Raw genomic sequence first — 24,943 nt, forward strand, 5'->3', positions numbered from 1 at the left:
TATCAGCCACCGGCAGCGCTTTTTTTGTCTTCTAAAGAGAAATTCAACTCAGGCGAGTTGACCGATTCACTTTCACATCGCGTCCTCAGGGATTAACTTCAAAACCTGGTTTTTTTGTCTAGACAATGGGGAGCCCTTTACATATCAACTTATCCAAGGTGTGCTGAAATTCTCAGCTACCATTTAAAAACGGCGGTCGAAGTTTCTAAAAAATTGTTGATCGAGGAACCTAACGTCAATCTCAAGACGGCTTATTTAAAGGCTAATTCATTCGAGTTTGAATCACAGGTAGAGGAAACTCTGCAAGCAAAGGTTTCTCAGGATTTGGTTGATCGATTACCAAAGGATCCGTGGATTGTTCGGCATGCCTGGTATAGGGCGCTCATTCGATATGCACTTACCGTTGTTATTCCCCAAGAAGCAAATAAAGAAGACGGGTTAATCTATTTTAAAGAACTTCTCATTCAGTATGTTCAAAACTCAAAGGAAGATCCCCCGCCGTTTCTTGGGCTCATTGTAGACCATAATTTGGTTGTAACCTGTTCAATGCCTGACGGAACAAGTCAAGAATGGCAATCACTCGTTCACAACTATGCCTACGAACAGCTTATCAATTTGATCAAAGCTGGAGGGATTCAGACTTTTTTAGAAGCCCTGACATTTGCCTCTTCAGAAACAAAAGAATCTTGGAAAGAAGTTCAATCAATCGTAGCTAGTGGAAAAGCTATTACAAGGAAAGGCCAAAAAGAGCGTCTTGAGACCAAGAAAGGGCGAAAACCTAAAGACAAAAGGCATTTGGAGAAAAAAGTATTGAAGGCAGTGGTTTCTTTTCTAAAGGAACGCCCATCGACTCGCCCTACCAAAGCACTCATTGCCCACAAACTAAACATTAAGCCAGGGTCTTTTCCAACAATGCTTCAGAGAAATGAAATTGATTGGAAAGAGGTAATCAACAAGGCCAAGCATTCTATTTTCAAAACAGACACAAAATAGAATGTAATTTGTATCTGATTTTTTATCTAAACCATTGATATGTATTTGTTTAGTGGGTTTATACGTGGTATTTTCTTTTTTGACTTTTAAGAACGGTCACACTTTTTGAAAGGAGAAAATCCATGAAAATCTCATTCAAGTCGAAAGCTTGGAAGATGGTTCGACGCTTGAGCCATCTTTTATATTTCGCTTACCTGGTTACCCGATTTATTGATCGAGACTGAACCTCTTTATTGAGCACAGAGCCCAGAGGTTTTCCTTTGGCATCTGTGCTCTCAATTATCTTCCCGTCTCGCCGCCGCCAGGGAGGCTTTTCATTTCTTCACGTAACCGGCGCGGCAGGTCGCGGGTTGATTCGGTAAAAGTCAGTGAAAGCAGGTGTTGGGCACGTTGAAAAATCGCTTCCTGATCAATCATTTCCGCGAGTTGAAGCGGGCTGTGTCTACCACCGTTGACCTCAAGGGCGGCTTCATCTAAGGCTGTATCCCAAACCTTTTCCAGAAGTTCTCTCCAGTCATCGGCATGAACATAGTGCCCGGTGTGGTTCCCCATCACATTCCACTCCTGAATTTGCACAATTGAGTTTCGGATTGAGGCTGACCAGGAATTGGTGAGGCGCTGTTCAGCATCGTTTTTGATGAGGTGCGATACCAGACGGGTCAAAAACGACTTAATTGTCATCAAGATCGCTTTTCGACTCATTCCCTCCAGATCTTCCACGACGGCAAGCGCATCCGTGTACCGGCCCTCAAGAATGTGTTTTTTCAATATTGCCAGTTCTTCCATGCGCCGAAACTCCTTGGAAACAAGATGTTTTGAATTGTCGCACGAATCAGACCATCCGCCAACCAGCATCAAATCAGGCAAACGAAAGCGCCGACTTGTCGGCGCACTCCAAATTGGAGACCCACTTTGCCGTTGTTCATGCCGAGTTGCCTGGATTCCCCTGCCGCAACCGTCCGGCGCCGAGTGCCAAACCTACGGCAACCAGGAGCAGTTGAATCAGGGACGCCCTTACCATTCCGCCTCCAGTTGATCCGGCCAAATCAGTGTTGAGTAGCGGAACCCTGAGCAGGATCAATCCCGAAACAACCAGCATTCCAACCAGCAGCGTCCACCAGGCCCACACTTCTCCGCGACGATAGGGGACAAGGGTAATCAGCAAGAATAGTGTCGCGAAGCCGGCGCTATATGCCGCCGCCGTCGCCCGCCGGGATCGAATTGCCGTTTCCACGTCCGGTCGTCCTTCCGACAGTTTGCTCACGCTCACCCCGCCAAGGCTGTCGGTGGACGTCCCATAGGCTCTTGCCACTGAGACAAGGCTGAACACCAAAGTTAATACACTGGCCAATGTGAGTAATACCCAACTTGCGGTCTTCATGTTTTTCCTCCATTGATACAACCACGTTGGATGGTTGCTTTTACACGTTTTTCACTCTGTTTGGTAAACTAGCCTCTGTTCAGCGTACCACCTTCAGTCGTGAGGTTTGACGAGTGGGACGGAAGAAAAAACCTCTCGTCTGAAGACGATACTCTAAACTTTTTTCTGAAAATCCATTGAGTCGGCGCATTCCAAAAAAGGTTATTGCTTTCGGTTGAGTTGGGCATTTAATTCAGTTGTCCAGTTCAAAACAACGTGAATCTGGCTGGGCATGGCACCGGATTCATCTGGCAGGTAGGCCAGCGTGCCATTCGCCGCAATTTTAAAATCAGAATTTGGAAAAACCCCATCCATCACCACGACCGGGGTGCCGGTGATTTTCAATTGAACTGGATCAAACGGCACGGCCAGAAGCTGGTGCGAGCGATGAAAAATCAGATGTCCGCTCGGAAGATACCGGGCAAATCCAGCATCAGGTAAGTCCGCAACCAGTTGCCACTGTCTGGTTTCCAGCGACAACACCGCACATTGTTTTCCGTCTTTGGCATCAACCGTGAAGAGCACGTGTTCCTGATCGGGCAACAACTGCGGCGCCCGATGGTTTTTCTCGCCTTTTGACTGATTGATCGTGGTCAGGCGTTCGGGGGTGCCGCCCTGGGCTGAAACTCGATACAACCCAAGCGTGTCAGAAACGAAGATGTGACTTTCCGTCGGCCAGTTCATTTCAAACGCCGCCGGGCAGGTGTCACACAGCGTGAGTGGTGTACCACCGGCGACGGGGACTTTGAGCAATTTCTCTTCGCCTTGCAGAAAAGCAATCCACTGGCCATCAGGGGAAAAGAATGGACGTTTCCCACCTTCAGTCCCGGTTACTGGTTGAGCGTTAAATTGATTGAAATACCGTACAAAAACCTGACTCTGCCCATTTCGGGTGTCGTCAAACACAATCGCCGAGCCGTCTGGTGAAAGCTGTACTTCGGAATAAATGCCCGGTTGCCCCGCCCGTGGAGTTAAGGCAAATCGAGTGACAGGGTTCAGCCTTTCAGGTACAGGGCGAAAGAGCCCCCACAGCGCCACCCCGGTCATAACCATCAATGCCAGCCCAAGCCCAACCAGCACCAATCGAGAGCTGGTTGCTGGTTGGGTTGACGGAGAACCCCAGGTTTTTGTCACTGCCTTCTCATTACATTCAGCTTTGATTCCTTCGAGCAAGGTTTGAACTTCGGGCATCGTCTGGTAGCGGCGCCGATGGTCCTTGTTCAAACACTGTGAAACCACGCGACTCAACAGCGATGGAATGTGAGGCTTGAGATTTGAAACCGGAGGCGGATCTTCTTTGAGGAGTTCGCTGACAAAGGTGGCAAAACTCCCGCCGCGAAATGGATGGCGACCCGTCAGCAGCTCATACATCACGACACCAAAGCTGAAAATATCGCTCCGATGGTCGGCGCGTTCGCCTTTGGCCTGTTCGGGTGACATATAGCCGGGGGTGCCCATCACAAACCCTTCAGGGGTGAGTGATGGCTCGTTGGGCACGGTCGTCCCCTGATAGCTGATTCGCGCCAGCCCGAAATCGAGAATTTTCGGCTGGCCGGCTTCCGTTACCACAATGTTACCGGGTTTGATGTCGCGGTGAATGACGCCTTTTTCGTGGGCATGGGCCAGGGCATCGGCCAGTGGAATGGCGAGTTCGAAAAAGCGATCCAGCTCAAGGCCATCCGCAGGAATGACCTGACTGAGTGATTGTCCGGCAACATATTCCATGGCAATGAAATACTGGCCGTTGTGTTCTTCAACCGCGTGGACAGTCGCAATATTTGGGTGGTTGAGGGCCGCCGCCGCACGGGCTTCGGTTTGAAAGCGTTTGAGCCGCTCGGGGTCGTGGGTATAGCCCGGAGGCAAAATTTTGAGTGCGACCTGGCGGTTTAACTGGGTATCTTCGGCCAGAAAAACTTCGCCCATTCCACCCGAGCCCAGCGGAGAAACAATGCGGTAATGTGCGACCTGCATTCCAGATTGAAGCACCGAATGATCAGCGGCAATCTGGCGGGCGACAACGTCAAGGGCTCTAGTTTCGATGAAGTCTTCCGCCTGGGTTTGAAACTGGAGCAGTGACTCGACTTCGCGGCGGAGTGCGTCATCACCGTTACATCTTTGGTCCAGCAAGACTGCTCGTTCAGCGGGAGGCAAATCCTTCACCGCCAGGAACAGTTCTCCGACTTGCTGATGTTGTTCAGGCGTCATGGTTTTCCCGTCGGTTGAGCTGGCGCAGCAGCCACACTTTGGCAAAGCTCCAGTCATTTCTGACCGTGCGTGGTGAAATCTGCAGCACTTCGGCAATTTCTTCTTCACTGAGGCCGCCAAAAAATCGCATTTCGACCACCTGACACTGGCGCTGGTTTAATTTCGCCAGTTCATTGAGGGCATCATCAAGTGCGACCAGATCACTGTTTGGTTGATTGGAAACGGTCAGTGCTTCGTCGAGCGAAACTTGCTGAATCTCGCCGCCACGTTTTTGCTGTTGTCGCTGGCGGGCGAAGTCAACCAGGATTTGCCGCATCAACCGGGCTGAAATCCCAAAAAACTGTATCCGGTTTTGCCATTCGACATGCTGGGCGTCAACCAGGCGGAGATAGACTTCGTTGACCAGTGCGGTGGCTTGCAGCGTATGGTCAGCCTGTTCGCGGTTCATATACCGCCGGGCAACGCGATACAGTTCGTCATAGACGAGTGGAATGAGTCGCTCCAGTGCAGCCTGGTCGCCGCTTCGCCAGGCAATCAACAATTGGGTGATTTCTTTGGGGTGGGACATTGGGCCTGCCTCGTGAAGTAAGGTTGAGGTGGCGAAGAGCAAGAAAACCTAGCATAGCCAGGTTTTTGAGGCAAAGACCAAAAGGACCAAAGAGACGAAACGGGCATGAATTCGAAAACCCGGAACCCTAACGGGATGACAAGGTGACAAGGTGACAAGGTGACAAGGTGATTTTTTTCATCCCTCATCCCTCATCCCTCATCCCTTCCGAAAACCCGGAACCCTAACGGGATGACAAGGTGACAAGGTGACAAGGTGATTTTTTCATCCCTCATCCCTCATCCCTCATCCCTTCCGAAAACCCGGAACCCGGAAATTTTTTTCTGGCGATTGCCGCTTTTGGTTCCAAACTTCGCAAGTGAAGAGTGAAGGAAATTGAAACTGGCCAACCAAGGATCAGTCAATTCCGAACTATTGAAAAACTCATTATTTTTTGCGGAGGACACCTTTACTGTATGCAAGCTTCTTATTCATATCAAGAAACTTTATCTGCTTCAGAATCAATTCACTGGCGCGTTGAGGACATCATTGGCGGGGACAAGCAACTCGATTTTACACGACCATTTATGCCCGAATCACTCGCTCGGATTTCAGAATTGTCCTTTTTGTCGAATGAAGAAAAGCTGGTGCTCAACCAGATTCGAGGAAATACCTATCTGTGCATTTTTGGGCTGGTTGAAGAATTCATCCTGCCGTTTGTGCTTGATCACGCCCGGCCTTATCTGGGAGGCGATGATTACAAGGTTCGGGCATTTCTCCAGTTTGCCAGTGAAGAAGCCAAACACATCCATCTTTTCAATCGGTTTCGCCAGGAGTTTGAAGCCGGGTTTGGAACCGCCTGTGCCGTGATTGGGCCTCCAAAAGCAATTGCCAAAGAAATTCTGGCGCATCATCCACTGGCTGTGGCGCTGGCGATTTTGCAAATCGAATGGATGTCCCAGCGGCATTTTCTGGAAAGCATTCGCGATAACCAGGAACTGGATGCACAATTCAAGAGCCTGCTCAAACATCACTGGATGGAAGAAGCCCAGCACGCCAAACTTGACACGCTCATGGTGGAAACCATTGCGGCAGGCTGCACGGCTGAAGAAATTGCCAACGCAGTCGAAGAATTCCTGGAAATCGGATTATTTCTCGATGGTGGGCTCAAGCAACAAACCGAATTCGATATGCAGGCACTGATGGCGGCGACGGGGCGAACCTTGACTGAAGCCGAACAACGCCAGTTTATGGAAGTTCAATATCAGGCAAACCGCTGGACCTATCTTGGCACTGGAATGACCCATCCGAAGTTTCTCGGGACACTGGGACAGATAAGCCCGGCAGCCCGGCAGCGGGTAGAGAGCATTTCGCTGGCCTTTTGTTAAGAACCCTCGGGCTGAAGAAAACGGGTGAGCAAAACAAATCTCAACCCCGGAGTCTTCAGCCCGAGGGTTTTTCATTCTTCCTGTGCCTGCAATCTGGCGGTCATGGCATTGATTCGGGCGGTTTCTTCTTCAATCTTGCGTGCCACGCCCGTGCGTCCATCATATTTGATAAATCTCGGTAACAGCACGGCCAGAGCCACGGATCCAGCCACGCAAAGAACTCCACCGGAAACCACAGAAGTTCGCAGACTAAAGAGACTTGCGACGAGACCTGCCTCAGCATTGCCCAGATATGGGCCACTCAAATAACTCACCATTTCAATGCCCGCCATTCGTCCGCGCAGATAATCTGGAATGGTCTGATTCCAAATAGTCATCCGGAAGATTCCGCTCACATTGTCGGCGGCCCCGGCAAGTGCCAGGAAGACAAGCGCCAGCCAGAGACTGTTGGAAAGCCCAAACCCGATGATGGCCAGCCCCCAAACCGAAGCCGCAATCGTGACCGCCAGCCCGTGGCGATGAACACGTTCCGCCCAGCCCGAAGTTAAGGCCGCGATAAGTGCTCCAACCGATGGTGCGGCGTAAAACAATCCCACCGAAGCATTTCCAAACTGCTGCGCAATCGCGGGAAACAAGGCGAAGGGCATGCCGAAAAACATCGCGTTGATGTCAATCAGATAGGTGCCGAGTAATTCCTGCCGGCTGCGGGCATATTTGATGCCTTCAATAATTGAGCCCACACTCGGACGGTCAGCATCAGCCGGGGCCGGAACGGGTCGCATCAGAATCACCGTGGTCAGTGAAACCAGGTACGTCGCTCCGTCAATGGCAAAAGCGACAGCGGGTCCAAAGCTGGCGGCAATGATTCCGGCCAGTGCCGGGCCCGCAATATGGCCGAAGTTGTATTTCAACGTGTTGAGGACGGAAACAGCGGGCAGATGCTCGGGTGAGACGACGCGAGGCGTCAGCGCTTCGTGAGCTGGCCGATGGAGCGCGCTCAGACTGGCAAAAAAAGCGGCGGCCACATACAGCACCCACAGGCGCGGTTGGGGAAGTAAGGCGTTATAGACCAGCACCCCACACCCTGCTGCCAGCCCGATTTCAGTTAAAATCAGTACTTTCTGGCGGTTCAGCGCATCAGCCAGTGCGCCACCAACCAGTGCCAGGCTGAGCATCGGGACAAATTCGGCCACGCCGAGCATTCCCACGGCAAATGACGAATCAGTCAATTGATACACTTGTAATGGAAGCACCACGTAACTGATGGCGGTTCCAAACGTTGAAATAAATTGCCCGGTGTAAAGCAGCCGATACTCGCGAGAGACTTTCAATGGCGTAACATCAATTGCCAGTGCGCCAATGACCCGGTTCAAAAAAAGCCAGAGGGAAGAAGGTGAACTCATATCTTCTCAGGTTCAGGACTCAAGATTGTTGGAAAGTGTTTCCGCCTTCAGCCCTTTCAAATTTACAGGCTGAACTGCCGCAAGTGATGGTCTACGTGAAGGTATCCCCACCGCAGCCACTCCCAATCGCTCATTTCATTAAATATCGGGTGACGTCCCCAGGCAAAATCGCGATTGGGTCGGTGGATGCGTTCAATGATGGCCACGAGTTCGGCCATATCGCGGGTGAATTCAACCGGAGGTGTTCCCTGTTTCTCCTGGTCCATTTCCGGCATGGTCGGAACACCATGCGGCCAGGGAATCGGCGTGTACAGCGCCAGCCCCTTGATGAACGTGCGGTGAAAGATATTTCCAATCACCTTGAGTCGAACTTCCCCCAGTGCCAGTTTGAACGAGTCATTCAAGTGACAGAGCATCTGATGCGGGGTCATCCGTCCCCATCGCCGCTGGCTATCGTGCCTGAGCGACTGCACACGGCGAATGAGTTCCTGTTTTACTGATTCATCAGCAAGTGTTTTCATAGTCAGTCAAAAAAGCCCAGGAACTGGGCGACATAATTAAAGCCTCGGGTGGAGCGTAGCGGAATCCGTGGAAAGTGGAAAGAGTGGAGCGTAGCGCGTAGCGGGATCCGTAAAATGTAAAATCAATGACAGCCACGGACTCCACTCGCTGACGCTCGTTTCGCCCGAGGCTTTAAAATATGTCGCCCACTTCGTGGACTCAGAACCGGTTTGGGCCCAAAGAACGCAACCCTCAGCCCGTTTTCTTCAGCCCGAAATGGCTTCACGCGCAACGTCTTCCCACACCGGACGCGGGAGCGCATGCACGCCAGGAGCAAATTTTTGGGCGTCTTCAGTACAGATAAATCGGATGCCCGCCACCATCGTGGCCAGCGTCAAGTCAAACGCATTGAGCGAATCACCCTGTCCAGCAGTCAAATTCGCCATCGAACCACCCGCGAACAGATAAATGATTCGGTCACCAATCGGGACTTCGTCAACAAATGGGATGACCTCCGTGCGTGGCTTTAACGCCGTGACCTCAATTTCATCGGCGGTGTGTCCGACGTTGAGCAGGAAGCAGCCATTTTTTAAGCAGGCAAAGTGGTTTGCATTCAGCACGTTGCGGACACCCGTCGCCGTCACGATAATGTCGGCCCGTGGGGCGAGGTCTTCGAGCGTTCCAATTTCAAATCCAGCGTAGCCCGCTTCAAGACATCGTGCCGGGTCGCGGTCGGCAATACTGACCATTCCTCCAAGCGCCCGCGCCGTTGCCGCAACCCCTTGACCAACCAGCCCATACCCGACGACCAGCACTCGCTTGAGGTGCAAACTGAGCCGGGTTCGCTCGGTAAAAGTGTGCCAGGTCGTGATTCCGACCAGATGACGGTTGTGGAGCCCTTCTTTGATCGGCAAATCATCCCAGTTGAAAATTGGAAAGGTGAGCGGCTTCCCTCCGGCCTGGAGCTTTGCCAGACGCGAAATCCCGGAACCGGTGGCTTCAAGACCGGCTTTAACCTGGGTGTGGAGCCCGCGTTCGATGATGGCGCCGCTTAAATCGGCCCCCATTTCACAAATGTGGGTTGGATTCCAGGCCAGCACCTGTTCAATGGCTTCGGCCTGATCCAGCGAACTCATACCATTCCAGGCATACGTCCTGGCGCCACGCGACTTCAGGTATTCCACAACATGATCGCGCACGGTGGTCGAGTTGCAGGTTGTCAGGAAAACCGCTCCGTTGCGATTCAGCACGGCTTCAATGGCCAGAATGGTTTTTAAATCGAGATGGGCTGAAACCGCGAGCCGGATTGAAGACAAGTCCGGCAATTGCGCGGCCTGCGCCTGGGTCAGCGTCATATGCCGACGCGCCCAGGCCAGGTCGCGTTCGAATTCCTGACCGGAGAAAGTTGAGAAATGAGTCATAGGGTTTGGGGTTTGGGGTTCGGGGTTCGGGGTTCGGGGTTCAGGGTTTGGTTTTTAGGCCCGAAGGGTCGTCGTGCAATAGCCGTGGTGCGAAGCCCACGGTCTCGACCAGTGTGAAATCCAGGGATGGCATCATAATTCATGGGTTATACCATTTTGAAATGAATACCTCGTCTTGGGAAACAGTCAGGTAATTCAGTCAAATGAGCTTAGCGAACTACTGCTGACTACTGACTGGTATTCGCTCGTCTTTTCAGTTCTTCGAGTACCTGAAACAGATCGCTTCCCTGTAGGTTTTCACGAAACCCAGTCACCCGGATCAAATTGGCTAAATTGCAGCGGGCGGTTGCCGGGTCGTCGTCCACAATGACCAGTTGATCCATTGGATGGCCGAGACTTCGAAGGTCTTTGACTGGCCCGCTGCCAAAGGTGTCATCTTCAACCACCATAACACAATGGTCACGGTGACGGATAAAGGCAACTTTCTCCAGGTCAAAGAGGCGTGCGGTCAAAGCCTGAACATAATCTTCTTTCGCACTCGACCAGACTCCGACCTGAAATCGTTCCTGACAATATTGGATCAATTTCCGTGCGCCTGGGCGGACGAATACATCAAAAGCCACATCTCCCAGGTCAATCCGAAAATCTCCTGGGTCATTATAAATCGAGTACAGACGGACCATTCGGGTGAAGACCAGGGTTTCGTCCAGATCGAAAATGACCAGCAGGTTGTTGGGCGAGAGGGAAACCATACAGTTAGGGTTCAGGGTTCAGGGTTCAGGGTTCAGGGTTTTTGGAAAGGGTGAGGGCTGAAGAAATCACCCGATCACTGTGTCACTCGATTCAGGTTTTCGCCGCAGAAGCAGTGGGTAAATTAAGACAGGTCGTGTACAGCCTGCGACTATGGAAAAACAACAGTGGCGTAGACATCAGCGACGGCCAGCGTGCAACCAACCGCTTCAAATTCCACCGTAGCCGTCAGGTCTGCCGTGTCAAAACGCCGCCATTCACCAGTTTCCTGCTTCACAAAGTGTGTCAGGTGCGGTTCATGTTGGGCAATCAGAAGGTATTCGCGAAAGGTGTCAATGGCTTTGTAGGCTTCAAATTTCGCTCCTCGGTCAACCTTTTCTGTTTGCGGAGACAGCACTTCAACCATCAACACCGGATTTACCAGCACATCAATCCCATTGATATTTTCGAAAACGGCTGTTCCACAGGCAATGCTGGTATCAGGGTAACGGTATGGAGGTAAGGTTGGTGTCTTGACCGGAACATCGCTGGTAAACGCCTGGCAGGGGCCTCCACCGGTTTGCAACCGCACTGCAAAATAGACATTTCCGCAGATGCGTCCGTGGGCCTCGCTTCCGCCGCTCATACAGACGATGTCACCGTCCCAGTATTCATACCGGGCATTTCCGACTTGTTCCACCGCGAAATACTCTTCCACTGTGTAGTACCGCCCACGATTGGCTGACATAAGCCACTCCTCTTTGATCAATTCTAGTAATGGGAACATTTGCGGATAACTGGTGTCTGATACCATTTTAGAATGAAAAGCCCGTATTAGAAAATAGTCAAATAATTCCATCAAATAAGCTTAGTAAACCACTGACTACTGACTACTGACTGGTATCACCTGAAAACCCAGACCTGGAGATACTTCTATGCTGAAATCAATTCTTTTGCGGATGCTGGCGTTTGCACTGGCTTTTGTGGTGGGGACGGGACACAACGTCCTGCCTGGCAATATGTGGGTTTCAAAACCGACTCAATCCCATCAAATGGTCAAAGCACCAATAAAGCTCACATTTGAAGAAGTCGGTACTGATAAAGCCCGGCCATACCTCAAGTACACATTATCCAACAATAGTCCAGGTACTATTTGGTGCCGCGGATCTTACTATTCCCCTCATTATTGTATGCAAAAGAAGGAAAACAATCAGTGGATTGATATTGCCTGCGTGTTCCCTCATCTAAATCAATCATTTGAATTAAAGCCAAATTCAACAGCCCGTTTGGCAGTATTTGCAGCGTGGGATCAGTGCCCTCAACGAATTGGAATAGAAATCTTTTGGAGTATTCCACCTGAGGTCAACAGTGATTTCTTCCATAGGCACATTCCATATGGGCAATGCTGGGTGATTTGGTCAGAACCATTCAAAATTCAGTACCAACCTTAGCTTATCTTCGGTTGATCAACCTCTCCAAAACAATCAAAAGATGGGTCAAATTATGCTCAAGTCAATCTTCCTTCGAATACTGATGTTTGTTCTGGCTTTTGGGGTGGGTATCGGAAGCAGAGCTATTTTTGGAAGATGGTGGGAACCACTATCTATCCAAGACCATCAGAACATTGAACCGCCAATTACGCTCAAAGTTGAAAGCGTAATGGGAGCTTCTTCATATCCGCTCCCACTCATTCGTTATTCACTCTACAATCAAAGCCGCCATTCAATTTGGGTTGTTGGTGATGCCGGCAGACCATTTTTTGGAAGACAAGAATGGATTAACAATCAATGGATTGATAACTGGCTCTGTTGCATCTACCCCAATTCAGGCCAACCAATTGAAATTACACCAAATTCAAGTCTTGCATTTGACATGGAGCCAGATTGGCGCCCTTTACGTCAACGAATTGGAATTCAAATCTTCTGGGAGCGTCCAAAACTTCCTATTGAAGGGCTTAAAGAGCCACCTGATTTCTCTGATTACCCAGGATTTGTCATCTGGACACGGCCATTTAGAATCCAACATCAAGTTATACTTGAACGTCCTGTTAATCGCCCTTCCAGTAAAAACTGACTGGAGACACCTCTATGCTGAAATCAATTCTTTTGCGGATGCTGGCCTTTGCACTGGCTTTTGGGAGTGGGGTGGGGAGTGAGGCAATTTTTGAAGGTCTCCAGGGTTCAGAAACTGCCCAATCTTACCGAATAGTTGACCCACCAATCAGACTCAAAGTTGAAAGCTCAGTTGGTGAACAGCCTTTTCCTTATCCAGAAGTGCGTGCGTCCTTGTGTAACCAAAGCCCTTATTCTATTTGGATTTTTGAAAAGAATGGTCACCCATATTTCGCAATGCAAGAGTGGGCTAATAATCAGTGGGATTACTTATTTAGCCGGTGTTTTCTTCCTGATTCGGCCCAACCGGTTGAAGTAAAGCCAAACTCAAGTGTGACATTCATAATACCGACGAACTGGCATTCAGCACATCAACGAGTCGGAATTCAAATCTTTTGGGAACGTCCAGAATTACCAACCGATGAACTTATTGACCGCATCTGGCCATCTCCATCCTCTGGACATGTAATTTGGACACAACCATTTACGATTCAATACTATTGTGGCTTTCCTCCTAGTTGATCAAACTCCAAAGAAGAGCTGATATAAGATATAAAGCTTGATTTCTCTCATTACTCAACCCAAACAGAAAGAACCGTCAGAAGAAAATGTTCTGACGGTCCTTTGTATTTTTGTGCTTTGAGAATCCATTTAAGCTTTTTCAAAATCCAGCCAGGAAATGTGTTCGCCCCAGTTCCTGATAGGCTTCGATCACAGCTTCCAGTGCGTCGGACACATTGGCCAGAGCTTCATCAACGGTATCGCCTTCAGTGACCAACTCTGGAACCGCCGGCGATGTCACGGTAAAACCACCTTCAGGTTGTGGTGAGAGGACTAACGGGATCTTGTAAAACATTGCGCGCTCTCTCTTTATCTTGAATTTTCTACGTCGTGACTGGTTCTTTTTCGACGCTCACGGTTGAGGCCGGTTCGAGCGGATAAGCTTCGATCACGATTTCGTCATCTGCCACCGTCACCACGGCACGGCCTCCCTGTTCGAGTTCGCCAAAGAGGATTTTTTCCGCCAGCGGTTCTTTGAGTTTCGATTGAATCAACCGGCCCATCGGACGCGCCCCGAAAAACTTGTCATAGCCTTTGGTTGCCAGCCACGCGCGGGCTGGTTCGGTGAGTTCGATGGTGACGTTCTTTTCCTTGAGCTGGGTACTCAATTCGCGAACAAACTTGTCAACCACCTGTTCGATCACTTCAAAACTCAACTGTCCAAACACCACCCACGCATCCAGCCGGTTGCGGAATTCCGGGCTAAACATCTTCTCAATCGCGTCCTTGCTCTTGTCACGAATCGAAGCTGTTTCGCGGAAGCCGATGGATTCAGAGGTCATATCCCGCGCTCCGGCATTGGTCGTCATAATCAGAATGACATTCCGGAAATCAGCTTTTTTGCCGTTGTTGTCAGTCAAGGTCGCGTGGTCCATCACCTGAAGCAAAATATTGAACAAATCCGGGTGCGCTTTTTCGATTTCGTCGAGCACAATCACCGAATAGGGATGTTTGTTGACCTGATCGGTCAGTAATCCTCCCTGATCAAACCCGACATATCCCGGAGGCGCTCCGATCAACCGCGAAACGGTGTGTTTTTCCGAATATTCGCTCATATCAAAACGCAGGAATGCCACGCCAAGCGCACTGGCAAGCTGTTTGGCGAGTTCGGTTTTTCCAACGCCAGTCGGACCAGAAAAGAGAAATGAACCAATCGGCTTATCCGGATGCCCTAACCCGGCGCGTGACAACATAATCGTTTTGACCAGCCGGCTGATGGCGGCATCCTGGCCGTAAATTACTGATCTGAGTTCTGTTTCAAGCTGCTTGAGGCGGTCTTTGTCAGAAACTGAAACTGTCTTGGGAGGAATGCGCGCCATCCGGGCAATCACAGCCTCAATTTCAAAGATACCGATTTCAGTTGGGCGGGTGGCTTCATCGAGCAGTTTGAGCGAGGCCCCGGCTTCGTCAATCACGTCAATGGCTTTGTCAGGCAGGCAGCGGTCGTTGATGTACTTGGCGGCCAGTTTGGCGGCAGCTTCAATCGCACCGGCGGTATAGGTAATGCCGTGATGGGCTTCATAATAGGTCTGTAAGCCCTGGAGAATCTGGATCGTTTCATCAATTGTCGGTTCAACCACATCAATTTTCTGAAACCGTCGGCCCAGCGCCCGATCCCGTTCAAATGACGCCTTGTATTCCGGATAGGTCGTCGAACCAATGCAGCGTAATTCGCCGGTTGCCAGCACGGGTTTCAGCATATTGGAGGCATCCATCGTGCCGCCGCTCACCGCCCCGGCGCCGACGATGGTGTGGATTTCGTCAATCACCATGATCGCGCCCGGCTTTTTCTTGAGCGCGTTGATCACAGCTTTGAATCGCTGTTCAAATTCACCACGATATTTGGTGCCCGCCAGCATCGCGCCGAGGTCAAGCATATACATTTCGGCGGACCGGAGCGCCTCGGGGACTTCACCGCGATAAATCTTGAGTGCCAGACCTTCGGCAATCGCGGTTTTGCCAACACCAGGGTCACCCACATACACCGGGTTGTTCTTTCGGCGGCGGCACAAAACCTGAATCGTTCGATCCAGCTCGGTCTTGCGGCCAATCAGCGGATCAATTTTTCCTTGCGCCGCCCGATCAATCAGATTGGTGGTGAAGGCTTCGAGCGGGTCGGTAATCGGACGATCTTCATCGTCAATCTCGGCCATCGGGTCAGACGGTTTTCCAGAAACGGGTTCGCTTGAATCCTTTACTTTGGAAATACCGTGTGAAATGTAGTTGAGCACGTCCAGTCGGGCAATCCCTTGCTTTTTGAGCAGATACACCGCGTGCGAATGTCGCTCCTGAAACAGCGCGGCCAGAATATTGCCGCCGTCAACTTTGTTCTGACCTGACCCCTGGGCCTGACGCAGGGCATATTCCAGAACCCGCTGAAAAGCAGCGGTTTGTTCGGGCATATGGTCTGATTCAACCGCCAGTTGCTCCAGTTGAGTTGCCAGAAATTCGTCAATGTCCTGCTTGAGCTTTTCCACATCGCCACCACAATTGCGAATCACCTTGATCGCCGTCGGGTCGTGCAACAGAGCAAACAGGACGTGTTCCAGCGTCAAATACTCATGCCGCCGGCGCACGGCTTCATTGACGGCAAGACTGAGTGTAGCCTGCAATTCACGGGTGAACATAACTTGGATTTACTCCTCTTCCATTGTACAAAGCAGGGGATATTCGTTTTCACGCGCCAGCCGCGTCACCTTGTCTACTTTCATTTCAGCAATTTCGTAGGTGTACACACCCGCCACGCCCATACCTTCCAGATGAACCTGCATCATGATCCGGAAGGCATCAGGAGGCGATTTCTGAAAAACGGACTCCAAAATAAACACCACGAAATCCATGGTGGTGAAATCGTCATTATGCAGCAACACCCGGTACAGCGGAGGCTTTTCAACCTTTTCTTCGCTTCGGGTTAATACTGCATCATCGTGGTCAAAATCAGGGGAAGACATAAATCAGTCAGTAGTCAGTGGTCAGTAGTTAGTAATGCCAGTTAAGGGTTGAAGTGGTGGTTGGTCCTCATCCCCGTTGGGATGGAGCCAGGTGAGCCGGTGGTCAGCGTCGCTTTGGACGCGCCACCACCGGATGCGGGTCAGTTCCAGATTGGCGCCGCCCGGCCAGCCGCCGTCTACGGCGGCTGGCCGGGCGGGGTGAAGAGGCAACGTTTTCCCAGGGTTGCACCCTGGGCTACGGGCCTGCCACCCGCTTCGCGGGTTCAAATCCGCTCATTTTTTCAACTCTTAACTGGCATCAATAGTTAGTAGTGAATGAAGAGCAGTTCTGCATTCTACATCCTTCGGTCATCATTCTCTATTCCTCAATGCTCAAAGTTGGCGTGCCAGGGCTTCAACCGTGGTGACTGGTAACTGACAGGTCATCTGTTCACAGACATAGACGGCTGGTTGCCCATCAACCAGGGTTCGCCCTTGCAAGAGCGGAATCACTTTTTCAGTCTCGGAATCGTCCGGCGCTTTGTAAACCACGACGGCATTTGGCAGATAGGTTGAGCGGATTTTGGCCAGCAATTTTTGGGTTCGTTCATCTGTCAGGTCACCCACCACCACTACTTCTTTGGGTTTTGACAGGTAAAAATCAAGCGCACTCAGGACATACCCAAATCCCGACGGCATTTTCACCATCATGTCACGAACTGAAGCCAGCACTTCCTGGGCTTTGGCGCGATAGCGGTCTTCGCCGGTGAGGATTGCCAGTCGCAGCAACGCTGAAGCGGCCACTGAACTTCCCGCCGGCGTGGCATTGTCAAAGTACTCTTTGGTGCGGGTAATGAGCGTTTCGTGATCTGAGCCGGTGAAATAAAAACCACCCACTTCTGAATCAGAAAACTGCTCCAGCATGGTTTCGGTCAGGGTCCGCGCCGATTCAAGCCACCGTCGGTCAAACGTGGCTTCATAGAGCGCCAGCAGACCTTCGATCAGATATGAATAATCTTCCAGGTACCCGTTGAGTTTGCTTTCGCCTTCTTTATATGTGCGCAGCAGCCGCCCGTCACGATAGAGCTTGCTCAGTACAAATTCGGCATTTTTGATGGCAACCTGCAGGTAATCGGCTCGACCCAGAGCAGCACCGGCCCAGGCAAAACTGACCATCATCAATCCATTCCAGGCGGTCAACTGTTTTTCATCGCGGCCCGGTTTGATGCGCTGTTCGCGAGCTTCAAACAACCGCTGGCGTCCACGTTCGAGGGCGGCGAGATATTCATCTTCGGTCACCCGTTTCAATTTGGCCACGACGGACAGTGGTTCGCGGATATTGAGAATGCTCGCCCCTGAATGTTCAAAGTTCCCTTCCTCGGTCACATCATAGAACCGGCAAAACAACTCGGCGTCTTCCTTTCCAAGCAAGGCTTCAATTTCAGCCGGCGTCCAGACAAAGAATTTCCCTTCCTCGCCTTCGCTGTCGGCGTCCTGGGTCGAATAAAAACCACCTTCCGGCGACGTCATTTCGCGGACCACATAATCGAGCGTTTCTTCAACAATCTGACGATAGATGTCTTCGCCCGTGGCCAGATGAACTTCGAGGTACAACTGGCTGAGCAAGGCATTGTCATAGAGCATCTTTTCAAAGTGCGGCACCAGCCACCGGGCATCGGTTGAATAGCGATGAAACCCGCCGCCAAGCTGGTCATAAATCCCACCCTGCGCCATTTTCAGCAGCGATTGTTCGATCATCTCAAGCGACTGTGGGTCGGCAGTATCGTGCCAGTAGCGCAGCAGAAAGGACATGGCCATTGAATTCGGAAATTTCGGCGCCTGTCCAAATCCGCCATGGGTCCAGTCAAACCGCTTCTTTAACTGCGTGGCGGCGGCACTCAAAATGGACTTTTCAAGCGGAGCGGCTGATGGCTTGAGATCCTGCATTTTGTCGAGTTCGGCCAGAATTTCCTGCGCCTGACCAAGGATGTCGTCCAGTCGGGTTCGATAGGCTTCCGAGACCGACAGCAGCACCCGTGGAAACCCAGGCATACCATGACGGTCCTGGGGTGGATAATAGGTGCCACCAAAAAACGGCTTCTGATCCGGCGTCAAAAATACCGTCATCGGCCAACCACCACGCCCGGTGAGCATCTGAACGGCATTCATATAAATTGTATCGAGATCGGGCCGCTCTTCACGGTCCACTTTAATATTGATGAAGTGCTCATTCATCAATTTCGCAATCGCCTCATTTTCGAACGACTCGTGCTCCATCACGTGGCACCAGTGGCAGGCTGAATAGCCAATGCTGAGTAAAATCGGCTTATTTTCAGCCTTTGCGCGGGCCAGGGCCTCGGCGCCCCAGGGATACCAGTCCACCGGATTATGGGCGTGTTGTAATAAATAAGGACTGGTCTCGTTGATCAGCCGATTGGTAAATTTCGGTGCGTTGACATCGCTCATGCAACTCATTTCCTTTTAGTGGAACATACTCATTTGCGCCGAACAGCGCGGGGTTTCTTGGGTACAGGGTCGAAACCATTCGCGGCGACAATATTCCGGCAAAATGCCAAAGTCCAGTGATCTGTCCGGTATCAGGGTTCAGGGTTCAGGGTTCAGGGTTCAGGGTTCAGGGTTCAGGGTTTTCGAAAACTTTGTTCTTTTTGTTCTTTTCGTCCTTTTCGTCCTTTGAAACCCCGGAGCCTGGAACCCCACCTACCTGTCTACAGAGTAGCCAACCGGCACAATGGCTGAACCACACGGTAAAAGCTTTCAAATTTTAAATAAAAATAAGAGTGGAAGGGTTGACCTGTCTTTCCAAGCGATGCTATAACGCTTTCGCACACTTAGTCCGGTAAATTTCCCTTATCCACTCTCGCCTCTTACTTTTTCATATCAGATCGGGAAATCCCTGAGCAGTTTCAACCAGGCTGCACCCATATCTTTTTGCTCTACATAAGGAGACAAGGCTGCGATGTCTTTAAAAACTCGTATTTTCCTCACCTTCTCCGCTGTTTCGCTGGCAACCTGCCTGTCGGGGCCGGCGAAAGCCCAAACACAACCGAATTCGACCCCAACGAGTTCCGCACCTTCCCTTACCACTTCCTCTTCTGCCTCCGCCCAATCACTCATTGACAAAGCCAAACAACGATTTAAACAAGGCGAAGCTTTGTTTCGCGAAGGCAAAACCGAAGAAGCCCGGGCCTTGTTTGATCAGGCCGTTGACATGTTGCTGAGCGCACCGGCTGATGTCCGCAACCATGCGGATGTGCAGACCTACTATTTCGAACTCATCAACAAAGTTCACCTGCTCGAAGTCGGAGCGTTGCAGTCAGACGATGATACCCAGGAACCAGCCACACCGTCTCCGTTGGACGAACTGGCGGCAATTGACATCAACAAGGAAAACACCGAAGACAAAACCCAAGAAATTGACACCAACAAATTTGGCTTCAAATTTACGGTGACCTCTGAAGTCTACAAATTCATCAGCTTCTACACCAATGGCCGTGGCCGAAGCACGATGGAGCACGGGCTGGCCCGCTCTGGCCGGTATCGTGCGATGGCGGAACGGATCTTTGCCGAAGAAGGCGTTCCGACGGATTTGATTTGGCTGGCTCAGGTCGAATCAGTCTGGCAGCCACACGTTCAGTCCTGGGCCAAAGCCAAAGGAATCTGGCAGTTTATCCCAGGAACGGGACAGCGCTTCGGATTGCAACAAAATGGCTGGATTGACGAACGGGTCGCTCCAGAAAAAGCCACCCGCGCGGCGGCTCAGTACCTCAAGTTTTTGAACAAATATTTTGCCGGTGACTGGCTGCTTGCGATGGCGGCTTACAACAGCGGCGAAGGCAACGTTGAACGCGCCATTGCGCGGTGCGGCTATGCCGATTTCTGGGAACTCCACAGCCGGAATCTGCTTCCGAACGAAACCCGCAATTATGTACCGGCCATTCTGGCCGTGATTGCCGTTGCCAAAGATCAGAAGAATTACGGTTTTAAGGTCCACCCCGAGCCCGCCTGGAAATTTGATGCCGTCACGATTGACGATCAAATTGACCTTACCGTAGCGGCCAACCTGCTCAACGTTTCCGAAGAATCCCTCAAAACTCTCAATCCAGAGCTCAAGCGGGGCGTCACACCTCCAGGACGTCACGCCCTCAAAGTTCCCACTGGTACCAAACAACAGTTTGAAGTAGCGTATGCGGCCCTGCCAGCCGATCAGCGGATGCGCCGTACACCGGTGTTTGACGGTCCAGATACTGACAGCGATGGTGGTCTTGAGTTGGCCAGCGTTCGCCCAGCCCCAGCCAAATCCTCCTATCGCACCGTGATGGTCAGCCACAAGGTTCGCCGTGGCGAAACCCTGGCAGGTGTGGCCTCACGCTATGGCGTTTCCATTCAGGAAGTGGCCCAGCATAACCGAATGAGTTCCAAAGCTGAATTGCGCAACGGACAGGTCATCAAAGTCCCGGTGCAGAAGAATGAAGGCTCAAAATATTCAGTTCGTTCAGCCAAGGGCGGCAACAAGCATATTGCCAGGAGCACCTCAAAAGGAAAATCTTCAAAGAACACCAAAGCCCCAGCTCGCCGCCGTCGGTAAACCAGTTTTTCAGTGCCCACCCACCGAAAACAAAAAAGGTGAAGCAGAAGAAATTCTGCTTCACCTTTTTCGTTTTCGGCTGCGTTTTGGAAAATCAATCAGGAATGAGTTCAACTCAAAGACTTACCTGAAGGCAGCCACACAGTGCTTCTTTCCTAACCTAAATTGGCGGCCACAAAATCCCAGTTAATCAGGTGATCCAAAAACGCCTGGACAAAATCCGGACGGCGGTTCTGGAAGTCCAGATAGTAGGCATGTTCCCAAACGTCACAGGTCACCAGTGCGGTCTGGCCATGGATAATCGGGGTTTCGGCATTTGGCGTCTTGGTAACTTTCAGGTCGCCGTTGTCGAGCACCAGCCACGCCCAGCCGCTGCCAAACTGGGTGGTGGCTGCTTTCTTGAATTCATCTTTGAATCCATCCAGGCTTCCAAACGCCGAGTTGATCCGGTCAGCCAGTTCGCCGGTTGGGACACCGCCGCCGCCGGGCTTGAGGCTGTTCCAGAAAAAGGTGTGATTCCAAATTTGGGCGGCATTGTTGAACAGGCCAGCGTTCTTGTCTGTCCAGGCGGCAACAATCAGTTCTTCCAATGACTTTTCAGCGTGTGCGGTGCCTTCAATCAATTTGTTGGCATTGTCCACATAGGCTTTGTGGTGCTTCCCATGGTGAAAATCAAAGGTTTGGGCTGAAATATGGGGTGCTAATGCATCTTTCGCAAAGGGTAATGCAGGCAATTCGAATGGCATTGACTTTCTCCTCAGAATGAAGTGTGAAAAGGTTGTCTCTTGATGCCGCTCTTTTATACCAAGTCCCGACGGTTGGCTATCTGTCTTTGCTGAAGAACGTGAGCTTGGGGCACAGAAAGGGATGAGGGATGAAGGATGAAGGATGAAAGAAAACCAATTTTTCAGTCCGACGTCTTCAGCCCTCAGCCCTGATTTTTCACGGCTGCGCGGCGGCGCCGGCCTGGCTGCCATAATTGGCCAACGCTTCGCCGAGTGTATTGCCAGCGGCGGCCCCTTGTGACCGGTCAGTGGTGAGGTTGTTCATAATGATGCTAAAAGCCAGGATCTCGCCGTTGTTGGCCGTGACATAGCCAGAAAGTGAACTGACATCGTCAAGCGTCCCGGTTTTTGCCCGCAGATTGTTTTCGGCTTTGGTTTTCCCCATTCGCCCGTTGAGCGTTCCATCCACACCGGCAATCGGCAGTGAGTCATGAAAAACAGCAGCCTGTGGGTGGCGATGCATGGCAATCAGCAACTTCACCGTGGCCTCGGGAGAGATATAGTCCAGACGAGAAAGGCCGGATCCATCTCGAAACCGGAGCGCGGTGGTGTCAACCCCAATGCGTTTTAAAAAGTCGAGAATGACTTCGCACCCGGCTTCGTCACTATCTTTGTCTTGTGGTCCAAACTGACGGCCAAGCTGACGAAGCAATAATTCAGCATGCAGGTTCTGGCTGTACTTATTCACCACTTTGATCATTTCAGCCAGTGGCGGCGAGGTGATGAACGCCACTTCACGGACTTGACTCAAATCCAGCGGATGCTGTTGGCGATAGTTGGCATCAACCCGACGCAGGATGCCTTCAACCACAATTCCCCGCTTTCCCAGCATTTGTTTAAACAACGAAGCTGTAAATAACGCCGGGTCGTGAATCGCCAGTGTGTAGGTCGCCCCTTTGTCCCCCACTGGCAATCCGCCCCAGACATCGTGCACGTTATCAGCCAGCCCCCGGTGGATACCTATTTTGCGTTCAGCCTGGCCGGTCACAGTTCGATTGTTGACGGAAACAATCGGCGTGGCAGGCGAAATGGTGATCGGGCACACCTCGCCAGAGCGGGCACCAGCCACCAGTGACAGCCGGATTTGATTGTCAGCCGCAGACAGAGCACTCACCTGCGTGCCGTAGTACCACTGCAAATCATTCCATTCCCAACCATTTCCCAATGGCGCGGCCCGAAAATAGCTTTCATCTCCGATCAAATCGCCTTTGATTCGTTTCACTCCGGCGGCGGCCACCTGATCAGCCAGCGTTTCGAGCGGCGTCAACGTCGGGTCATTTTTCTTTTCATTAAACCGGTCAGAAAGATTTGGGTCACCACGTCCATACAGCACCAGATCACCCTCAACCGTGCCATCCGGGTTCAACTTTGGAACATAGACCGAGGTGCGAATTCGGAAGTCCGGCCCAAGTTTATCAAGTGCGGTGGCAGTGGTGTACAGCTTCATATTTGATGCTGGCTGAAAGACCTTGCTGCTATCAACATCAGCCAGCACTTTGCCGGTATTGACCGAAACAACCTGGATTCCGACCCGACCTGACGCCAGCGCTGGTCGTTTGGCGATTTGTTCAGCCAGCTCCTGAAGCGAGGCAGGCAGCTTTGAATCAGTTGGTCGAGACTCGGCTTGCGGTGTTTGCCGGGCCGGACGGACTGGTTTTTTCGCTGATGGTCGAGCAACTGGACGGCTGACAAAGGCTTCGCCAGAGTGTGGCAACACCGCCACGGTTATGCCTAAAAGACACGCGAGCGCAAGCATGGATCGGCGGACGAATGCAGGACGCATAACATTCACGGTCAAATTCCTCCGTGGAAAATTCAGGTTTTGGGAAGAAAATCGGATGGAAGGTGTACAATATTTGAGCCATCACAGCATACTGCTGTTGCCCCAATGACGGAAGTCACTTTTGAAGAAACCACCATCAATCAGGGATCAGGGTTCAGGGTTCGGGGTTCAGGGTTCAGGGTTCAGGGTTCAGGGTTCGGGGTTCAGGGTTCAGGAAAATAACAAAAAGGACGAAAAGGACGAAAAGGACATAAATTCGAAAACCCGGAACCCGGAACCCGGAACCCGAAACCCGAACCCCGAACCCCAATTGTGTTATGCCAGAGCCAAAGCTGATTATCCGCAAAGAAAGCCTGCCGACCCGGTGCGAAGTCTGTCACCAGTCGGACCTGCTTGACCTGGAAACAGGTCAATGCCAGCGGTGTGCGTTGGTTGTGCAGCAACTCGATTTGGAAAAAACCCGCCCGGCAGAATCGGAAATAGACGAGCAAACCGCTGCCCACATCCGGACGGCTGATCATCTGATCACCCACTGGATTCTCAAACTGTTTATGGGCTCGCTGGTAACGCTCCTGGTGTGTATCGGCGGCTGTCTCAGTGGCGTTTATTTGGCGGGCTACACCAACGGTCATTTCAGTGGATTGGGCCTCGTACTGCTTGGGCTTGGAATTCTCAGCGGCATTATTTCCGTGCTCTGTCTGGCAGCCAGCTTTTTACTCGCCTGTGCCATCAGCATCAGATCATTTGTTGAGTGGGTCGCCAGAAATTACCAGGATGCAGATTTTGGGGCGCGGTGAAAACTCAGGGCTGAGGGTATGGGGCTCAGGGCTGAGGGAAATACAATTTTTCCAATCATTCAACCTCGCCGTAATACAAGAACTTCATTCCAAATTGGTATGACAAGGAACAAGCCAGGCTTCTTCAGCCCTAAGCCCTGAATTTTTCAACCCCAAGCCCCAAGCCCTAAATATGTCTTCCCCAAAACTCATCATCCGCCATCAAACCCTTCCGACCCGGTGCGAAATTTGTCACCAGTCGGATTTGTTTGATCCAACGACAGGTCAGTGCGGACGATGTGCGGAGATGGTCACCCAAATGGTGGCCACCCAATCTGCAGTGACCGGATTTTTTTCTCCGACGGAAGACTTAACCCGACTTGAAATGATAGCAACCCGACTGCTGGTTGGGGTTTTCTTTATGATCGTTGCCGGTGCAATGGGCATCGGGGCCGGGATGATTCTGGCACTTCTCATCGGACAGCTCGCGCTCATCCTGATCGGGCTTGGAATTCTGGTAATTCTGGTTGGTTTTTTGCTTGCGATATTAAGTGTATTTCTTTTGCTTTTCGCTGTGATTGGAAGAGCCCTTGGCCAGGTGAAGAATTGGGTGAATCATACCAGTCAGTAGTCAGTAGTCAGTAGTCAGTAGTCAGTAGTCAGTAGTCAGTAGTCAGTAGTCAGTAGTCAGTAGTCAGTAGTCAGTAGTCAGTAGTCAGTAGTCAGTAGTCAGTAGTCAGTAGTCAGTAGTCAGTAGTCAGTAGTTGAGTGTTGGGGTTTGAGA

General features: G+C 51.3%; 24 protein-coding genes. 8 read left to right on the forward strand and 16 right to left on the reverse strand.

What is annotated here, in order from left to right; genetic code table 11:
- Positions 1–114: 114 nt before the first annotated feature.
- The gene (locus HY774_03130) at positions 115–993 is read left to right on the forward strand and encodes a hypothetical protein (protein ID MBI4747449.1); all 879 of its coding nucleotides are present in this window, start codon (positions 115–117) and stop codon (positions 991–993) included.
- A 279-nt stretch (positions 994–1,272) separates the two neighbouring features.
- Here the strand turns inward: HY774_03130 and HY774_03135 are convergent, their stop codons facing one another.
- The 4 genes from HY774_03135 to HY774_03150 form a co-directional block, all read right to left on the reverse strand.
- The gene (locus HY774_03135; protein MBI4747450.1) at positions 1,273–1,779 is read right to left on the reverse strand and encodes a DUF29 family protein; all 507 of its coding nucleotides are present in this window, start codon (positions 1,777–1,779) and stop codon (positions 1,273–1,275) included.
- Between the two features lie 136 nt (positions 1,780–1,915).
- Positions 1,916–2,374, reverse strand: coding sequence for a hypothetical protein (locus HY774_03140; protein MBI4747451.1), 459 nt, complete (start codon positions 2,372–2,374; stop codon positions 1,916–1,918).
- Between the two features lie 201 nt (positions 2,375–2,575).
- Positions 2,576–4,618, reverse strand: a complete 2,043-nt coding sequence (locus HY774_03145) for a serine/threonine-protein kinase (protein MBI4747452.1) — start codon at positions 4,616–4,618, stop codon at positions 2,576–2,578.
- Positions 4,608–5,186 carry a sigma-70 family RNA polymerase sigma factor gene (locus tag HY774_03150; GenBank protein MBI4747453.1) on the reverse strand — a complete coding sequence of 193 codons (579 nt, stop codon included), beginning with the start codon at positions 5,184–5,186 and terminating at the stop codon, positions 4,608–4,610. The genes HY774_03145 and HY774_03150 overlap by 11 nt, the downstream gene beginning before the upstream one ends.
- A gap of 455 nt (positions 5,187–5,641) precedes the next feature.
- On the opposite strand from HY774_03150, the gene HY774_03155 reads away from it, so the two are divergent.
- The gene (locus HY774_03155) at positions 5,642–6,553 is read left to right on the forward strand and encodes a hypothetical protein (GenBank protein MBI4747454.1); all 912 of its coding nucleotides are present in this window, start codon (positions 5,642–5,644) and stop codon (positions 6,551–6,553) included.
- Positions 6,554–6,624: 71 nt separating this feature from the next.
- On the opposite strand, the gene HY774_03160 is transcribed toward HY774_03155, so the two are convergent.
- From HY774_03160 to HY774_03180, 5 genes are all read right to left on the reverse strand, one after another.
- Positions 6,625–7,956 (reverse strand): MFS transporter, encoded by a 1,332-nt coding sequence (locus HY774_03160; GenBank protein ID MBI4747455.1) that lies wholly within the window; start codon positions 7,954–7,956, stop codon positions 6,625–6,627.
- Between the two features lie 62 nt (positions 7,957–8,018).
- On the reverse strand, positions 8,019–8,477 hold the full coding sequence (locus tag HY774_03165) for a hypothetical protein (GenBank protein ID MBI4747456.1): 459 nt from the start codon (positions 8,475–8,477) through the stop codon (positions 8,019–8,021).
- Positions 8,478–8,723: 246 nt separating this feature from the next.
- A complete protein-coding gene (locus tag HY774_03170) occupies positions 8,724–9,878 on the reverse strand; it encodes an adenosylhomocysteinase (protein ID MBI4747457.1) in 1,155 nt (384 codons plus the stop codon).
- Between the two features lie 227 nt (positions 9,879–10,105).
- Complete coding sequence (locus HY774_03175) at positions 10,106–10,630, reverse strand: HAD family hydrolase (GenBank protein MBI4747458.1); 525 nt, start codon at positions 10,628–10,630, stop codon at positions 10,106–10,108.
- Between the two features lie 149 nt (positions 10,631–10,779).
- Positions 10,780–11,355: a Uma2 family endonuclease gene (locus tag HY774_03180; GenBank protein MBI4747459.1), complete on the reverse strand. Its 576-nt coding sequence runs from the start codon at positions 11,353–11,355 to the stop codon at positions 10,780–10,782.
- Positions 11,356–11,542: 187 nt separating this feature from the next.
- On the opposite strand from HY774_03180, the gene HY774_03185 reads away from it, so the two are divergent.
- The 3 genes from HY774_03185 to HY774_03195 all read left to right on the forward strand — a co-directional run bounded on the left by HY774_03185 (position 11,543) and on the right by HY774_03195 (position 13,240).
- On the forward strand, positions 11,543–12,058 hold the full coding sequence (locus tag HY774_03185) for a hypothetical protein (GenBank protein ID MBI4747460.1): 516 nt from the start codon (positions 11,543–11,545) through the stop codon (positions 12,056–12,058).
- An 82-nt stretch (positions 12,059–12,140) separates the two neighbouring features.
- Complete coding sequence (locus HY774_03190; protein ID MBI4747461.1) at positions 12,141–12,680, forward strand: hypothetical protein; 540 nt, start codon at positions 12,141–12,143, stop codon at positions 12,678–12,680.
- A 14-nt stretch (positions 12,681–12,694) separates the two neighbouring features.
- On the forward strand, positions 12,695–13,240 hold the full coding sequence (locus HY774_03195) for a hypothetical protein (GenBank protein MBI4747462.1): 546 nt from the start codon (positions 12,695–12,697) through the stop codon (positions 13,238–13,240).
- Positions 13,241–13,379: 139 nt separating this feature from the next.
- Here the strand turns inward: HY774_03195 and HY774_03200 are convergent, their stop codons facing one another.
- From HY774_03200 to HY774_03220, 5 genes are all read right to left on the reverse strand, one after another.
- Positions 13,380–13,574 (reverse strand): type II toxin-antitoxin system HicB family antitoxin, encoded by a 195-nt coding sequence (locus HY774_03200; protein MBI4747463.1) that lies wholly within the window; start codon positions 13,572–13,574, stop codon positions 13,380–13,382.
- A 28-nt stretch (positions 13,575–13,602) separates the two neighbouring features.
- On the reverse strand, positions 13,603–15,906 hold the full coding sequence (clpA, locus tag HY774_03205) for an ATP-dependent Clp protease ATP-binding subunit ClpA (GenBank protein ID MBI4747464.1): 2,304 nt from the start codon (positions 15,904–15,906) through the stop codon (positions 13,603–13,605).
- Positions 15,907–15,915: 9 nt separating this feature from the next.
- Positions 15,916–16,230: an ATP-dependent Clp protease adapter ClpS gene (clpS, locus tag HY774_03210; protein ID MBI4747465.1), complete on the reverse strand. Its 315-nt coding sequence runs from the start codon at positions 16,228–16,230 to the stop codon at positions 15,916–15,918.
- Between the two features lie 21 nt (positions 16,231–16,251).
- A complete protein-coding gene (locus HY774_03215; protein ID MBI4747466.1) occupies positions 16,252–16,497 on the reverse strand; it encodes a hypothetical protein in 246 nt (81 codons plus the stop codon).
- Positions 16,498–16,602: 105 nt separating this feature from the next.
- Positions 16,603–18,675, reverse strand: coding sequence for a thioredoxin domain-containing protein (locus HY774_03220; GenBank protein MBI4747467.1), 2,073 nt, complete (start codon positions 18,673–18,675; stop codon positions 16,603–16,605).
- A gap of 511 nt (positions 18,676–19,186) precedes the next feature.
- Here HY774_03220 and HY774_03225 point away from each other — a divergent pair.
- Positions 19,187–20,815, forward strand: coding sequence for a transglycosylase SLT domain-containing protein (locus HY774_03225; GenBank protein ID MBI4747468.1), 1,629 nt, complete (start codon positions 19,187–19,189; stop codon positions 20,813–20,815).
- Positions 20,816–20,970: 155 nt separating this feature from the next.
- Here HY774_03225 and HY774_03230 read toward each other — a convergent pair whose 3' ends face one another.
- A complete protein-coding gene (locus HY774_03230; protein MBI4747469.1) occupies positions 20,971–21,561 on the reverse strand; it encodes a superoxide dismutase in 591 nt (196 codons plus the stop codon).
- Positions 21,562–21,757: 196 nt separating this feature from the next.
- Entirely contained in the window at positions 21,758–23,383 is a 1,626-nt protein-coding gene (dacB, locus tag HY774_03235) for a D-alanyl-D-alanine carboxypeptidase/D-alanyl-D-alanine-endopeptidase (GenBank protein ID MBI4747470.1), read from the reverse strand.
- 317 nt (positions 23,384–23,700) lie between these two features.
- Here dacB and HY774_03240 point away from each other — a divergent pair, with 317 nt between their 5' ends.
- Entirely contained in the window at positions 23,701–24,180 is a 480-nt protein-coding gene (locus tag HY774_03240) for a hypothetical protein (GenBank protein MBI4747471.1), read from the forward strand.
- 172 nt (positions 24,181–24,352) lie between these two features.
- Positions 24,353–24,790 carry a hypothetical protein gene (locus HY774_03245; protein MBI4747472.1) on the forward strand — a complete coding sequence of 146 codons (438 nt, stop codon included), beginning with the start codon at positions 24,353–24,355 and terminating at the stop codon, positions 24,788–24,790.
- Positions 24,791–24,943 lie beyond the last annotated feature (153 nt).

This window comes from Acidobacteriota bacterium, assembly GCA_016208495.1.
Classification (GTDB): domain Bacteria; phylum Acidobacteriota; class Blastocatellia; order Chloracidobacteriales; family Chloracidobacteriaceae; genus JACQXX01.